Genomic DNA, 15,073 nt, shown 5'->3' with positions numbered 1-15,073 from the left:
GTCCGGTACCCACGACGACCGTGGCCGTCACGGTGTTGGTGACGGTGTCGATCACGCTGACGGTGTTGTCGCCGTTGTTGGTCACGTACGCGTGCAGCCCGTCGGGAGTGACCGCCACATCGAACGGTCCGGTACCCACGACGACCGTGGCCGTCACGGTGTTGGTGACGGTGTCGATCACGCTGACGGTGTTGTCGCCCTCGTTGGTCACGTACGCGTGCCGTCCATCGGGAGTGATCGCCACCCCGGTCGGGAAGCTGCCCACCGCCACCGTCTGATTCGGCGGCGTCACCGCCGCACTCTGCTTGGGCCTTCCGAGGCCCAACAGTTGACGCCATTTCGACTGATAGCTCTTGGCCATGACACACCCCTTGATCCAGATCCGATCGGGATGGGGCGCCCAAGAGGCGTAGTTGACGCTCCATCAGATGGAGAGGCGTCAACAAGAGCGTCTCGCAACCTTCCAAGGGTGCCCACCCGGCGTCTCCGCTGGCCGTCACGGCCAGAACAGGCAACGGCCTGTCCCCCGGGAAGGGATGGGCAGCCCACCGGGTCGAATGTCAGCAGTAACGCACCATCTCCGTGGCCAGAACAGGCCGCACGCGAATAATTCACCCTGATGGAGTAATCGAGTCGTCGACTCGATTCCACCAAGAGAAGGACGTCTGCGGCGGCAGCGAGGCGGATATGGTGGTCGACCAAGCAGCAGGCGACGGCTTGCGCGGCTCGGACTTTTCCATGGCCGGCTGCCATGCAGTTGGCCCTGCTCGTGACCAGCCGAAGCCGCAATGGCTGATCAACTCACCTGATGCCAGCCCCTTGAGGCACTTCTACATGGTGGGGGCGTTCCCGCCGGCAGGTCGATGGGCCCACCCTTCCCGCCCTGGCGAGCCTCGCGCCCGAGGGACGCGCTGCATGTCTGAGCGAGCCGGGCTTCTCTTTTCCGTCCTGCCATAAGCCTGTCTTGATCATATGTCAACCGACTTGCTCCGCCAGGGTGAATCATTCGTGTACGGCCTGTTCTGGCCACGGAGATGGTGCGTTACTGCTGACATTCGACCTGGCGGGCTTCCCATCCCTTCCCGGGGGACAGGCCGTTGCCTGTTCTGGCCGTGACGGCCGGCGGAGACGCCGGGTGGGCCAGGGGCCCGCGGTCTCTCGGCAGCCGGTGGTGCTGTCCGACCTGACCGAGGACCAGTTGGTGCGGGCCCGGCTGCGGGCGGAGCACGTGCCGGAGGCGGAGACCGGCTACCGGAGCGGGAGCCCGCATCGGGCTCTGCCGCACGAGCCGAGACCGGGCTTCGACCCGGAGACGACCTTGCTCACGGATCGTCGCCGGGCCAAGGCCCGGGAGATCAAGGAGATGCCGCCCGCAGAGGCGAAGCGGCTGGGACTTGAGCACCTGAGCTTCCGGACGCTGGGGCGCCTGGGCGGCCGGGACCCGGGCGAGGATGTGGTGCCGGCCTGCGCGGACGGCCGCTGGACCCGGCGGGGCGGCGGGCATCCGACGGTGACGGCGGAGGTCCGGGACCATGCCATCGGCCGCGCCGCCTCCCCGGTGTCCGAATAGCCTGAAAAGGGTCGGCGCACCGGGTCGGTACGCCGACGCCCGGCCGCCACGGCGGCGCGGGCCGTCCCCCGGGAGATTGGGATCGGGCACATGGAGCAAGCAGCAGCCGTGGACACGGTCGTCCTCGTCCACGGCCTCTGGATGACACCGCTGTCGTGGGAGCACTGGGTCACCCGCTACGAGCAGCGCGGGCTGAAGGTCCTCACGCCCGGCTACCCGGGCGTCGAGCCCGGCACCGCCGGCGTCGAGGCGCTGCGCGCCGACCCGTCCCCGCTGGCGGGCCTCGGCGTGCGCGAGGTCTTCGACCACCTGGCGGAGATCATCGACGCGCTCGACACGAAGCCGATCATCATGGGCCACTCGTTCGGCGGAGCGTTCGCGCAGCTGCTCGTCGGCGCGGGCTACGGCGCGGCCGGGGTGTCCATCGACGGCGCGGCGGTGAAGGGCGTGCGGGCGCTCCCGTTCAGCGAGATCAGGGCCACGTTCCCGGTCCTGCACAACCCGGCCAACAAGAGCCGCGCCGTGCCGATCAGCGAGAAGGACTTCCACTACGCGTTCACCAACAACCTGAGCGTCGAGGACTCCAAGGCCGTCTACGACCGGTACGCCGTCCCGGTCTCGGGCCGCATGCTGTTCCAGGGCGGTCTGGCGAACGTGACCCCGCACGCGGCGACCACCTACGACTTCTCCAACGACGACCGCGCGCCGCTGCTCTTCATCTCCGGCGGCCACGACCACATCCTGCCCCCTGCCGTGCAGCGCGAGAACTACGAGCGCAACGTCAAGCACTCCGAGGCGATCACGGCCTACAAGCTGTTCGACGGCCGCAGCCACTACACCTGCGGCGAGGAGGGCTGGGAGGCCGTCGCCGACCTCGCGCTCGACTGGGCGCTCGCCCCCACGGCCGGCGACCTCGACCAGGCCTGACCCGCCGCCACGGCCGGACCCGCCCTCTGACAGCATGGGCGCATGGACACCGCCGACGACCCGAACGACCCGCTCCGGCTGCTGATCGGCCGGGAGGTGAGCGCGGTGTGCTTCATGCGCGACCACGTCGAGCTGCACTTCGACGGGCCCGTCCTGCGCGCGCTGAGCGCCCCCTTCGGGCGGTACGGCTGCCGGGGCTGGCGGTTCCCCTCGCCCGGGTCGGTGGAGCTGCTGCGCTACTACATCGGCAAGACCGTCGACACCTGCGAGCTGGCACCGGGGCGCTTCCTCGTCCTGGACCTCGGCGAGCACCGCTTCACCGTCCCGCTGGACGAGGCCTCCCGCCCCGGCCCCGAGGCGGCCCACCTGACGGACGGCGGCACCGGGATCTGGATCTGGTAGCCGGGGCCGCCCGCGCACCCCGTCCGGAAATTCCGTGCGCCCACGGCCCGGCCGCCGCTAGCCTCGGCGCCATGACCTGGCTGCCCGAAGACTTCGTCCACCCCCTGCACGTCCCGTTGCCGGACGGCGCCCACCACCTGCGGCCGATCCGCGAGGCCGACGCGCCCCTCGACTACCCGGCCGTGATGGGCTCGCGGGAGCACCTGTGGAGCATCTTCGGACCGGCCTGGGGCTGGCCCGCGGAGACCATCACCTACGAGGCGAACCGGATCGACCTGCTGCGGCACGAGAAGGAGATCACCGCCCACCAGTCCTTCAACTACGTCCTGCTCGACCGCGCCGAGACGGCGATCCGCGGCTGCGTCTACATCGACCCGCCGGAGCGGGCCGGCGCGGACGGCGAGGTGTCCTGGTGGGTGGTGGCCGAGCTCGTCGGCAGCGAGGTGGAGCGCGCGCTGGACGCCCTCGTGCCGCAGTGGATCGCCGCCGACTGGCCCTTCCAGCACCCGCGCTACCTGGGCCGCGACATCACCTGGGCCGACTGGCAGGCCCTGCCCGCCGCCTGACCCACCTGGACTCCGGCGTCACCGCGCGCGGTACGCAGAGGTGCCGAGCTTCCTCGGCCTGGTGGGGGACGTGCGCGGCCGGTCCGTCCTGGACCTGGCCTGCGGAACGGGCTTCTACAGCCGGGAGTTCAGGCGCCGCGGCGCCACCGAGGTGCTGGGCGTCGACATCTCCGGCGAGATGGTCGCCGCCGCGCGGGGCATCGAGCGGCGCGAGCCGCCGGGGGTGTCCTACGAGGTCGATGATGTGGCCGAACTGCGGCCGCTGGAGCGGAAGTTCGACCTCGCCCTGGCGGTGCAGTGCCTGAACTACGCCGCGGACGTCGCCGCCATGGAGCGGATGTGCCGCCGCATCCACCGGAGCCTGGTGCCGGGCGGGGAGTTCTTCGTGCTCGCCCAGAAGCCGGACTACCGCTTCGACTGTCCGTCCCTGGAGGCGTACGGCTTCCGCTGCGAGCCGACCGGCGAGGAGCTCCCGACCGGTCCGAAGGTCCGGGTCACCGCCCTGCTCGACCCGCGGCCGATCACCATCGTCGGCGCGGCGCCGCGCCGCGAGGTCTACGAGGCGTCCCTGCGCGCGGCCGGGTTCCGCGAGCCGGAGTGGGTCCCGCTGCGGGTCTCCGAGGAGGGCCTGCGCGCGTACGGCGAGGACTTCTGGGCGGACCTCCTCGCACACCCCCCGCTGGAGATGCTGCGCTGCCGCGTCTGAGGCGTGTCCTGCGGATCTTGGCCGGGCCCGCGCGAACCGATCAGTTTTCGAGAAGCGCCCGCGCGGGAGGCGGGCCTAGCGTTGCAGTCATGAACGAGATCACCATTCACTGGACCTTCCTCCCGCACACCGACCCCGAGGCCTCGCTCGCCTTCTACCGCGACCTGCTCGGCTTCGAGGTCCGCCAGGACGTCGGCGGCGGCCCGATGCGCTGGATCACCCTCGGCCCCGCCGGGCAGCCCGACGTCTCGCTGGTGCTGGAGCCGCCGTTCGCCGACCCGGGCATCACCGAGGAGGAACGGCGTACGATCACCGAGATGATGGCCAAGGGGACGTACGCCCGCGTGGTGCTCGCCACCACCGACCTGGAAGGCGTGTTCGACCGGCTGAAGTCCGGCGGCGCCGAACTCGTCCAGGAGCCGACCCAGCAGCCGTACGGCGTCCGCGACTGCGCCTTCCGCGACCCGGCGGGCAACATGGTCCGCTTCAACGAGGTGCGCTGAACCCGCGGCCACCGGGCCCGCCCCGGGACACCCCCGGGGCGGGCCCGCCCCCGCGCAGCCCGCAGAACCCGACCGACAGCCAGGGAGCGAAGAGAACGATGGCCGAGCCGCACGTCGCCGACAGCCACGACCTGATCCGGGTGCACGGCGCCCGCGAGAACAACCTGAAGGACGTCGACGTCGACATCCCCAAGCGCCGGCTGACGGTCTTCACCGGCGTGTCCGGCTCGGGCAAGAGCTCGCTGGTCTTCGACACCATCGCCGCCGAGTCCCAGCGGCTGATCAACGAGACCTACAGCGCCTTCGTCCAGGGCTTCATGCCCGCCCTCGCCCGCCCCGAGGTGGACGTCCTGGAGGGCCTGACCACCGCGATCATCGTCGACCAGCAGCGGATGGGCGCCGACCCGCGCTCCACCGTGGGCACCGCCACCGACGCCAACGCGATGCTGCGCATCCTGTTCAGCCGCCTCGGCACCCCGCACATCGGCTCCCCCAAGGCCTTCTCCTTCAACGTCCCCTCGATCAGCGGCGCCGGCGCCGTCACCGTCGAGCGCGGCGGGAAGACCGTCAAGGAGCGGCGCAGCTTCAGCATCACCGGCGGCATGTGCCCGCGCTGCGAGGGCCGCGGCACCGTCTCCGACATCGACCTGGCCCAGCTGTTCGACGACAGCAAGTCCCTCAACGAGGGCGCGATCACCATCCCCGGCTGGAAGACGGACAGCTGGTGGACGGTCGGCGTGTACGCCAACTCCGGCTTCCTCGACCCCGACAAGCCGATCCGCAAGTACACCAAGAAGGAACTGCAGGACTTCCTGTACCGCGAGCCGACCAAGGTCCGGATCAACAACGTCAACCTCACCTACGAGGGCCTGATCCCCAAGCTCCAGAAGTCCATGCTCGCCAAGGACAAGGACGCCCTCCAGCCGCACATCCGGGCCTTCGTCGAGCGCGCCGTCACCTTCACCGCCTGCCCCGACTGCGAGGGCACCCGGCTCAGCGCCGCAGCCCGCTCCTCGAAGATCGGCGGAATCAGCATCGCCGACGCCTGCGCCCTGCAGATCAGCGATCTGGCCGCCTGGGTAAAGGAGTTGGACGAGCCCTCGGTGGCGCCGCTGCTCGCCACCCTGCGGCACACCCTCGACTCCTTCGTGGAGATCGGCCTCGGCTACCTCTCGCTCGACCGCCCCTCCGGCACCCTGTCCGGCGGCGAGGCGCAGCGCGTCAAGATGATCCGCCACCTCGGCTCCTCGCTCACCGACACCACGTACGTCTTCGACGAGCCGACCACCGGCCTGCACCCGCACGACATCAGCCGGATGAACGACCTGCTGCTGCGCCTGCGCGACAAGGGCAACACCGTGCTGGTGGTCGAGCACAAGCCGCAGACCATCGCGATCGCCGACCACGTCGTCGACCTCGGCCCGGGCGCCGGTACGGCGGGCGGCGCGGTCTGCTTCGAGGGCACCGTGGACGGGCTGCGCGCCAGCGGCACCGTCACCGGCCGGCACCTGGCCGACCGGACGGCGCTGCGCACGAGCGTGCGCACGCCCACCGGCACGCTGGCGATCCGCGGCGCGAACGCGCACAACCTGCGGGACGTCGACGTGGACGTGCCGCTCGGGGTGCTCACCGTGGTCACGGGCGTGGCGGGCTCCGGCAAGAGCTCGCTGATCCACGGTTCGATCCCGCCCGACGAGGGCGTGGTCTCCGTCGACCAGAGCCCGATCAAGGGCTCCCGGCGGAGCAACCCGGCCACCTACACCGGCCTGCTCGACCCGATCCGCAAGGCCTTCGCCAAGGCCAACGGCGTGAAGCCCGCCCTGTTCAGCGCCAACTCGGAGGGCGCCTGCCCGACCTGCAACGGCGCCGGCGTGGTCTACACCGACCTGGCGATGATGGCCGGCGTGGCGACCACCTGCGAGGACTGCGAGGGCCGCCGCTACCAGGCCGCGGTGCTGGAGTACCGGCTCGGCGGGCGGGACATCAGCGAGGTGCTGGCGATGCCGGTCGCCGAGGCCGAGGAGTTCTTCGGCGCCGGCGAGGCCCACCTCCCGGCCGCGCACCGGATCCTCCGGCGCCTCGCCGACGTCGGCCTCGGCTACCTGAGCCTCGGGCAGCCGCTCACCACGCTGTCCGGCGGCGAGCGGCAGCGGCTGAAGCTGGCCACCCACATGGCGGACAAGGGCGGCGTGTACGTCCTGGACGAGCCGACCACCGGCCTGCACCTGGCCGACGTGGAGCAGCTGCTCGGCCTGCTGGACCGGCTGGTGGACTCCGGCAAGTCGGTGATCGTGATCGAGCACCACCTGGCGGTGATGGCGCACGCCGACTGGATCATCGACCTCGGGCCGGGCGCGGGGCACGACGGCGGCCGGGTGGTCTTCGAGGGGACGCCGGCCGAACTGGTCGCGGCCCGCTCCACGCTGACCGGCGAGCACCTGGCGGACTACGTCCGGTAGCTCCTTCCGCCGGGCCGGGTGTCAGTCCAGCGGGAGGACCATCCGCAGGGTGCTCGTCGTCGGGTCCAGCACGAACGGCTCCGCGTGGCCGGTGAAGGCGAAGCCGCGCCGCTCGTAGAAGGCGGCGGCGCGGTCGTTGGCCTCGTGCACCCGGAGCACCATCCGCTTCGCGCCCTCGGCCCGGGCCCAGTCCAGGACGGCGTCGAAGAGGAGGTCCGTCACGCCGCGCTCGCGGCCGCGGTGCTCCGGGGCCACCCAGACGCCGATCAGCACCACGGTGGTGGGCTCCTCGGGGTGCGGGAGGGTGAGCATCGTGCCGACCCACTCGTCGCCGCGCTCGCCGTCCACCGCGACCAGGCCGACCCGGCCGGGCCCGTTCACCGCCGCGGCCCGGGTCCGCCACTCCTCCTCGGGGTGCCGCAGCGCGGTCTCGTGGGTCTCGACGAACGCCATCGGCGTGTCGAGCAGCTGGGCCAGCCGTACGGCGCGCAGGCGCTGCCAGTCCTCGGCGCCGCCGATCCGCTCGATCCGGTACCGCATGTTCAAGCCCCCCGTGTCGCCTCCGCCGCCGGTGACCACCGGCGGCGGAGGCAGCATAACCGCAGGTCGGGTCAGGGCTTGAGGCGGACCACCTGCGGGTCGCCCGCCCCGCACTCAGCGGCCCTCGATCCGCTCGACGATCAGCTCGCACAGCTCGTGCGTGCGCAGCGCGTCGTGCGCGTCGACGGTCTTCCCGTCCCGGACGGCGGCCAGGAACCCGAGCACGCACTGCTCGATCCCGCGCTGCCGGGCGACCGACACCCAGTCACCGCGCCGGCGCACGGTCGGCTGCCCCCGGTGGTCGATCACCTCGGCGAGGTTGCGCACCTCCCGCTTGGACTCGCCGCCGGAGACCTCCAGCACCTCCTCCGTCGAACCGGACACCCGGTTCATGATCCCCAGCGCCGTGAACCCGTCCCCGCCGAGCGTCAGCACCACGTGCTCCACCAGCCCGTCCCGCACCCGCGAACGGACGTCGACGTGCTCGACCTCGCCGGGCACCAGGAAGCGCAAGGTGTCGACCACGTGGATGAAGTCGTCGAAGACCAGCGAGCGGGCCGCCTCCGGCAGGCCCTCGCGGTTCTTCTGCAGCACGATCAGGTCCCGGGGCCGCTCCAGCGCCTGCGCGTAGCCGGGCGCGTGCCGCCGGTTGAAGCCCACCATCAGCGAACGGCCCGTCCGGTCCGCCAGGCCGACCAGGCGGCGGGCGCCGTCCAGGGTGTAGTCGAGCGGCTTGTCGACATACACGTCCACACCCGCCGTCAGCAACTGCTCCACGATCGGCACATGCTGGCTGGTCGCGGCATGCACGAACGCCGCCCGGATCCCGCTGCCGATCAACTCCCCGAGATCGGTGTACCGGCTCTCCGGGCCGACCCGGTACGCCTCCCCGATCCGGTCCAGCTTCTTCCCGTCCCGCGTCATCAACCGCAGGTCGAGGCCCGGCAGCGCACCCAGCACCGGCAGATACGCCTTCTGCGCGATGTCACCGAGCCCCACCACCCCGACCGGAAGAAGACCACCATCGGAAACAGGGGACGAGTCCATCAACATCTCCACACGTTCGCGCCGACCACCATCACCCCCACCCTATGGCTGAGCGGTCGGGTACCGCGATGGACGGGAAGGCGGCACCACCGCAGTGATCGGTGGTGCCGCCTTCCCGCCTCGTTCGCCGCTGCCGCCGTGCAGTCACTTGAGGCCGGTCCCTGGACGGATGCCGACGATCGGGCACGCGTCTCCGTTGCTGCGCCCCTGCTGCACGAGCGGGGAGTGCGCCGCCCGCTCCCGGCTCGACTTCACCGGGCGCTGCGGCAGGTCCTCGCGGATCTCGAAGTCCAGTGCATCCCCTGAGCCGGGGTGTCGCAACGACTCCTGGAACCTGGGCAAGGGTCTGCGGCCCCGCACGGTCGGTGGTGTCAGGACGGGTCGCCGTACTGCAGACCGCGTCCGTTGGTGCCGATGTAGACGCGACCGTAGATGTCGGGGTCACCGGTGATGATGCCCTGTCCGGCGAAGCCGCCCCACTGGTGGGCGTCGTCGTTGATCCGCACCCAGCTGGCGCCTTCGTCGGTGGACCGGAAGACGCCGGCCACGTCCTTGACCGTGCCGATCAGGTACAGCGCCTGGTACGAGGTGCCCGGTGCGGCCTTGCCGAAGCCGACCGCGGTGCCGGACTGCGCCGAGGAGATCCTGCTGAAGCTGCGCCCGCCATCGGTGGAGTGCAGCACGCCCTGGCCGGTGGCGAGCCACAGGTCGCCCGCGACACCGGGGACGGCGGTGAGCTTGCCGGCGGGCAGGTTGGTGGCGCGGGCGCCGAAGCTCGCGCCGCCGTCGGTGCTGGCGTAGAGCGTGCCGTTGTTCAGTGAGTAGAAGGTGGTGGCCGAGGACCGGTCGGCGATCACCAGGGCGTCCTTGCCCAGGCCGTTGACCCTCGACCAGCTCGCGCCCCGGTCGGTGGAGCGGTACGGGGCCTGGCCGGCCTCGGTCCACACGAAGCTGGAGCCGTCCGCCGCGATCGCGATGTGACCGCTGTCCGCGCCGGGCACCGGCTCGCCCTTGAAACCGTTCCAGGTGTGACCGCCGTCGGTGGACAGGGCGCCGTCCTGCTCGCCGCCCCGGCCGACCCGGACCACCAGGGAGGGGTTGGACTGGGCGTAGTCGACCGAGGTGCTGTTGTAGATCGTCGGGTTGACCAGCCGCCCGGTCGGCTCCTTCGTCAGGTCGTCGTACACGAAGCCGCCCTGGTCGCCCATCGCGGTGATGAGTCTGGCGGCGCCGGGCGTGGAGACCGCGTCGTACAGTGCGGTCTCCTCCAGCCCGCGGGCTCCGATGGTCCAGTGGCTGGTACCGCCGTTGTCGGTCGCGTTGGCGTCCTTGGTGGCCCAGATGCCGTTGCCGGTGCCGTACATCACGTGCCCGGAATCGAACGGGTCGATGCTCAGGGCGGTCATCCAGTGCCCGATGCCGGTGCCGAGGTACGGGGCGATGGAGGGGTCCCGCACCGACTTGTCGGACTGGGCCTTCCAGGTCGCACCGCCGTCGGTGCTGCGGTAGACCTCGTCCTGCGGCCACCAGCGGTCCAGCGTGGTGACCATCACCGTGGACGGCTTCCGCGGGTCGACGGCCAGACCGGCGAACCCGTAGCCGCCCTGGGACGGCGAGACGTTCTTCCACCCGCCGCCGGAGATGTCGTACTTCCACACCGAACCCGCCGTCACACCGTTGGGCCCGGGGGCGTTGGTGTACGTCAGGTACAGCGAGCCGTCACCGGAGAGCACGCCGTGCTGCGGCATCTGGCCGGTGGGCTGCCCGGAGACGGCCTGCCAGGAGTTGCCGCCGTCGGTGGAGCGGTACAGGTTGGCGGACTTGTCGGCGACGCCGACGTAGACGGTGTTGCTGCCGGCCGGGCCGTAGGTCACGAAGGAGATGCCGGTGCCGAAGCCCGCCCCGTCCTTGACCGGGAACGAGGAGACCTGACTCCAGGTCACCCCGGCGTCGGTGCTGCGCCACAGGCCGTTCCTGCGGGTGCCCAGCAGCAGGTTCTCGTGGTTCGCGGGGTCGATCACCAGGCGCTCGCCCGCCCCGCGGCCGTCCTCGTTGCCGCCCAGCTTGAACGGCAGGTCGGTGCGCTGGAAGGTGCGGCCGCGGTCGGTGGAGCGCAGGATCGCGCCGTTGCCGGCCCAGTCGTTGGTGTAGGTGCCGGCCGCGAGGTAGAGCCGGTCCGGGTCGACCGGGTCGGTGGCCAGCGACTCGATGCCCAGCAGGTTCCAGTCCTTCTGGCCGACCCAGTCGGTGAGCGGTATCCACTGCTCGGCGCCGGTGTCCCAGCGGTACGCGCCACCCATGTCGGTGCGCGCGTACAGCAGGCCCTTCTCCTTCTGGTTGAACACCAGGCCGGTGACGTAACCGCCGCCCGCCACCGGGGCGTTCTTCCACACGTACGGGCCGGAGCCCTGGGAGCCGCCGGCCCCGCCCGCCGGCGTGCCGGGGACCTTCACCAGCTTCCACTGCTGGTTGGCACCGCCCCAGCCGCCCCACTGGATGACCTGCGCGCCCTGGTTCGTGGAGCCGCCCGTCACGTCCAGGACCTGACCGCTCTCGCGAGAGGTGAAGGTGACCGCGTCGGCCCCGCTCACGTCGCCGATCCGCCACTGCTGGGAGGCCGCGGACCGGTCCGTCTGCTGCTCGGCGACGGCACCCTCGTTCGTGGCGTCGCCCGCGATGCCCAGCACCTTGCCGCTGTTGCGGTTCACCAACTCGTAGTAGCCGTCCCCGACCGGCCTCAGGCGCCACTGCTGGTTGGCGGTGTTCTGGTCGGTCCACTGCTGGACACGGGTGCCGTCGGCAGTGGAGAAGCCGTTGACGTCCAGAACCTTGCCGCTGCGCACCGAGACCAGCCGGTAGTACGCGTCGCCGTCGACCGTCGCGGCCTGGGACTCGTCGTGGGTGGCCACGAAGTACGACCCGACCGCGACGGGCACGCCGAGCAGCAGAGCGGTGGCGCTCATGCGACGGCGGTGACGTCCGCGGCCGCCACTGCGGGGGGATTTGCTCATGGGTTGACGTTCTCCTTGCGAGCCGTGCACGAGGTAGGAGCGGATCCCGGCACCCGAACCGGCCGGATCCGTCCTCTTGTTGCCACCGGCTCCGCAAAGGGTTGCCGCGAATCCGAGGAATCCTGCCGGCCTCCTCGTGGCCGGATCGGGACGCCGTCAAGGCCTGCCTCGTCAGCACTTCCCGGAAGGGGCCTTCGATAGTACGGTCACGCACACCATCCGTGATCGCCCGGAGGAATTCCGCATGCCGGCACGCTACTTCGAGGACTTCGTCGGCCTGGCGGCCCCGGACATGACCAACCGCCCCGGTCACGCCCTGGTGATCGAGGCACGGGCGGAGGCACCCGCCCCGCAGGGGTGACCTCCGCCCCGGTCGCGGGCCCGCTCCACCTCGGGAGCGGTGCCCACGGCCGGGGCGCCCGGGTCGCGGAGCCAAGGTGCACCTCCTCGACGGGCTCGACGGGCCGGATGCCCACTGCGACCCGCAGCCCCGCTGCGGGTGTGCTCCCGCAGGTGGAGGGCGGGTCGTCCCGCAAGGCGACGGCGGGCAGGGGCGGCGCGCCGTATCGTCGGTGTCATGAGCCGAGGACTCCATCTGGACGCCTACCTGCTGGCCTTCGACACCCGGGCGCAGTCGCTGCAGGACCGCGCCCGGGCCGGCTTCCTGGTGCGGGCCGCCGCCCTGGCCGAGCTCGCCCACCGGGGCGCCGTCGACGAGGACGGGGCGGGCCGGGTCCGGGTCGTCTCCGCCGCGGCCACCGGGGATCCGGTCCTGGACGCGCTGCTCGCGGAGGTGGCCGAGCGGCCCCGCTCCTGGAAGGCGTGGATCAGGCGCGGCCGCGAGGACACCCTGGAGGCCGTCGAGGAGCGGCTCGCGGTGCTCGGCGCGGTGACCATGGCCGACCGCGACCCCTACGGCCCGGTCGCTCCGCACCGGACGGTGGCGATGGACAATCCGCGCGAGGCCCTGGACCTCCAGGTGCGGGTGGCCGAGGCCGTCCGCGGCGACGCACCGGTCGCCGCGGTGCCGTTCGGCGACGCGGTCCTCGCGGCGCTGGCCGCCCACGGGCACCTGCGGCTGGTGCTCTCCGCGCACGAGCGCCGGGCCCACGGCGGCCGGATCGCGGCGCTCACCGCCCGGCTCGCCGACGGCACCCCGGGCCTGGCCCGGGCGGTGAACGGGCTGAACCTGACCATGGTCGCCGCTCAAGGCGGCATGGGCGGGAGCTGAGCGGCCCCCGCCCGGGTCAGCGGAGCAGGCCCGCGACGTCGGTGCCTTCCCGGACGAAGACCGGGAGGCGTTCCAGCGGGGCGTCCGCGTCGAACGCGTCCCGCCTTCCAGGGTGCGGCCGGTGGCCGGGTCGAGCCAGCGGGCTCCGGAGGGCAGGTACACCCGGCGGGAGCGGGCGCCGGCCTCGTACACGGGTGCCACCAGCACGTCGGGGCCGAGCAGGAACTGGTCGTCCAGGGTCGGCCCGGAGCAACATGCTCCGGGCCGACCAGGCGGCCGTGCGTCTCCGGGCGTCCGAGAAGGTTTCCCGATCCGCGGCAACCTCCTTGCACGCGGCGGCAACTGGCAGGTGACCGAGGCCGAGACCAAGGCCAACTACGTCCAGAGGGAACAAGCCCTTGCCAGATCAGAACCGCTCTCACCGTCGCCGTCCGGCGACCCGCCGCGTGATCGCGATCGCCGCGGCCCTCGCAGCGACGGGTGCCGCCGTCCCGCTGGTCGCCATGGCAGCGCTCACACCGGACACCAACCCGCCGACCACGGTCGGCGACGCGGCGGGCGGCAGCGGCCGCTACTTCGGTACGGCGGTGGCCTCGGGAAGGCTCGGTGATTCGGCCTACGCGACCATTCTCGACCGGGAGTTCAAGATGATCACCCCGGAGAACGAGATGAAGTGGGACACCACCGAGCCCTCCCGCGGGTCGTTCAACTTCGCGCCCGCCGACTCGATCGTCAACCACGCCTCCGCGCACGGCCAGCGCATGCGCGGCCACACCCTGGTCTGGCACTCCCAACTGCCCGACTGGGTCAAGTCCCTCGGCGACGCCACCACCCTGCGCAGCGTGATGGACAACCACATCGCCGCCGAGATGGCCCACTACAAGGGAAAGATCTACGCCTGGGACGTGGTCAACGAGGCCTTCGCCGACGACGGCAGCGGCCGGCACCGCGGCTCGGTGTTCCAGAACGTGCTGGGCGACGGCTTCATCGAGGAGGCCTTCCGCACCGCCCGCAGCGCCGACCCCTCGGCCAAGCTCTGCTACAACGACTACAACATCGAGAACTGGTCCGACGCCAAGACCCAGGGCGTCTACGCCATGGTCAAGGACTTCAAGTCCCGTGGCGTGCCCATCGACTGCGTCGGCTTCCAGAGCCACTTCGGCGCCGGCGGCCCGCCGGCGAGCTTCCAGACCACCCTGGCCGGCTTCGCCGCACTCGGCGTCGACGTCCAGCTCACCGAACTCGACATCGCCCAGGCGCCCGCCACCGCCTACGCCGACACCGTCCGGGCCTGCCTCGACGTCGCCCGCTGCACCGGCATCACGGTGTGGGGCATCCGCGACAGCGACTCCTGGCGCAGCGGCGAGAACCCCCTGCTGTTCGACGGCAACGGCAACAGGAAGCCCGCCTACGACGCCGTCCTCAGCACCCTTCGTAGCGCCGGCGGCGCGCCGGCCGGCGGCATCACCCCCGGCACCGTCTACACGCTCTCTGCGATGGGCGCCTCCGGCCGTGTCCTCGACGAGTTCGCCGGGCAGAACCGCAACGGCGCCCCGCTCCAGGTGTGGGACGCCAGTGGCGCCGCCAACCAGCAGTGGCGGGCCGCCAGGAACGACGACGGCTCCTACACCTTCACCAACCTCGCGAGCGGCCGGGTCCTGGACGAGCCGGGCGGCCGGACGGACAACGGCACGAGGCCGCTGGTGTGGGAGGCCAACGGCGGTGCCAACCAGCGCTGGAAGGCCAACCTGAACGGCGACGGCTCCTACACCCTCGTCAACCTCGCCAGTGGCCGGGCCCTGGAGACCCCCGGCAACCAGACCGGCAACGGCACTCCCGTCCAGATCTGGGACTCCTGGGGCGGTGCCAACCAGCACTGGAACCTCCGGCCGTCCGGATCCTCCGCCTCCGCGCCGCCCCCCGCAGAACCCGCCCCGAGCGGAACGTGCGCCCTGCCGTCGACGTACCGGTGGTCCTCGACGGGTGCGCTGGCCCAGCCGGCGCACGGCTGGACCGCGCTCAAGGACTTCACCGACGTGGTCGTCAACGGCAAGCACCTGGTCTACGCGTCGAACGTGAACGGGTCGTCCTACGGCTCGATGATGTTCAGC

At 71.6% G+C, this 15,073-nt stretch carries 13 protein-coding genes and 1 pseudogene; 9 read left to right on the top strand and 5 right to left on the bottom strand.

Going from position 1 to position 15,073, the window contains the following annotated elements:
- On the bottom strand, positions 1-361 hold a 361-nt coding region (locus tag ACPC54_RS41145; RefSeq protein ID WP_498972746.1), incomplete at its 3' end, for a YncE family protein.
- A 774-nt stretch (positions 362-1,135) separates the two neighbouring features.
- Here ACPC54_RS41145 and ACPC54_RS41140 point away from each other — a divergent pair.
- From ACPC54_RS41140 to ACPC54_RS41110, 7 genes and pseudogenes are all read left to right on the top strand, one after another.
- On the top strand, positions 1,136-1,570 hold the full coding sequence (locus ACPC54_RS41140; RefSeq protein WP_498972744.1) for a hypothetical protein: 435 nt from the start codon (positions 1,136-1,138) through the stop codon (positions 1,568-1,570).
- 90 nt (positions 1,571-1,660) lie between these two features.
- Positions 1,661-2,497: an alpha/beta hydrolase gene (locus ACPC54_RS41135; RefSeq protein ID WP_498972742.1), complete on the top strand. Its 837-nt coding sequence runs from the start codon at positions 1,661-1,663 to the stop codon at positions 2,495-2,497.
- A 42-nt stretch (positions 2,498-2,539) separates the two neighbouring features.
- Positions 2,540-2,899, top strand: a complete 360-nt coding sequence (locus ACPC54_RS41130) for a hypothetical protein (RefSeq protein ID WP_498972740.1) — start codon at positions 2,540-2,542, stop codon at positions 2,897-2,899.
- 71 nt (positions 2,900-2,970) lie between these two features.
- On the top strand, positions 2,971-3,465 hold the full coding sequence (locus ACPC54_RS41125; protein WP_498972738.1) for an N-acetyltransferase: 495 nt from the start codon (positions 2,971-2,973) through the stop codon (positions 3,463-3,465).
- A gap of 37 nt (positions 3,466-3,502) precedes the next feature.
- A pseudogene (locus ACPC54_RS41120) lies at positions 3,503-4,171 on the top strand (class I SAM-dependent methyltransferase); the annotation flags it as partial.
- Between the two features lie 89 nt (positions 4,172-4,260).
- Complete coding sequence (locus ACPC54_RS41115; protein ID WP_498972736.1) at positions 4,261-4,674, top strand: VOC family protein; 414 nt, start codon at positions 4,261-4,263, stop codon at positions 4,672-4,674.
- Between the two features lie 98 nt (positions 4,675-4,772).
- Positions 4,773-7,133 (top strand): ATP-binding cassette domain-containing protein, encoded by a 2,361-nt coding sequence (locus ACPC54_RS41110; protein ID WP_498972734.1) that lies wholly within the window; start codon positions 4,773-4,775, stop codon positions 7,131-7,133.
- 21 nt (positions 7,134-7,154) lie between these two features.
- Here the strand turns inward: ACPC54_RS41110 and ACPC54_RS41105 are convergent, their stop codons facing one another.
- From ACPC54_RS41105 to ACPC54_RS41090, 4 genes are all read right to left on the bottom strand, one after another.
- The gene (locus ACPC54_RS41105; RefSeq protein ID WP_498972732.1) at positions 7,155-7,673 is read right to left on the bottom strand and encodes a GNAT family N-acetyltransferase; all 519 of its coding nucleotides are present in this window, start codon (positions 7,671-7,673) and stop codon (positions 7,155-7,157) included.
- A 114-nt stretch (positions 7,674-7,787) separates the two neighbouring features.
- Complete coding sequence (locus ACPC54_RS41100) at positions 7,788-8,720, bottom strand: Gfo/Idh/MocA family protein (protein WP_498972730.1); 933 nt, start codon at positions 8,718-8,720, stop codon at positions 7,788-7,790.
- A 144-nt stretch (positions 8,721-8,864) separates the two neighbouring features.
- The gene (locus ACPC54_RS41095; protein WP_498972728.1) at positions 8,865-9,041 is read right to left on the bottom strand and encodes a hypothetical protein; all 177 of its coding nucleotides are present in this window, start codon (positions 9,039-9,041) and stop codon (positions 8,865-8,867) included.
- A 50-nt stretch (positions 9,042-9,091) separates the two neighbouring features.
- Positions 9,092-11,683 (bottom strand): RICIN domain-containing protein, encoded by a 2,592-nt coding sequence (locus ACPC54_RS41090; RefSeq protein WP_498972726.1) that lies wholly within the window; start codon positions 11,681-11,683, stop codon positions 9,092-9,094.
- 625 nt (positions 11,684-12,308) lie between these two features.
- Here ACPC54_RS41090 and ACPC54_RS41085 point away from each other — a divergent pair.
- Both ACPC54_RS41085 and ACPC54_RS41080 read left to right on the top strand, forming a co-directional pair.
- Entirely contained in the window at positions 12,309-12,962 is a 654-nt protein-coding gene (locus ACPC54_RS41085; protein WP_498972724.1) for a GOLPH3/VPS74 family protein, read from the top strand.
- Positions 12,963-13,408: 446 nt separating this feature from the next.
- The coding region (locus ACPC54_RS41080; protein WP_498972722.1) for a glycoside hydrolase family 10 protein at positions 13,409-15,073 on the top strand (1,665 nt) is incomplete at its 3' end.

It is taken from the genome of Kitasatospora sp. NPDC094028, assembly GCF_049543595.1.
GTDB lineage: Bacteria > Actinomycetota > Actinomycetes > Streptomycetales > Streptomycetaceae > Kitasatospora.
Note: the sequence above shows the minus strand (reverse complement) of the source record. Positions and strands in the feature narration are given on the sequence as shown.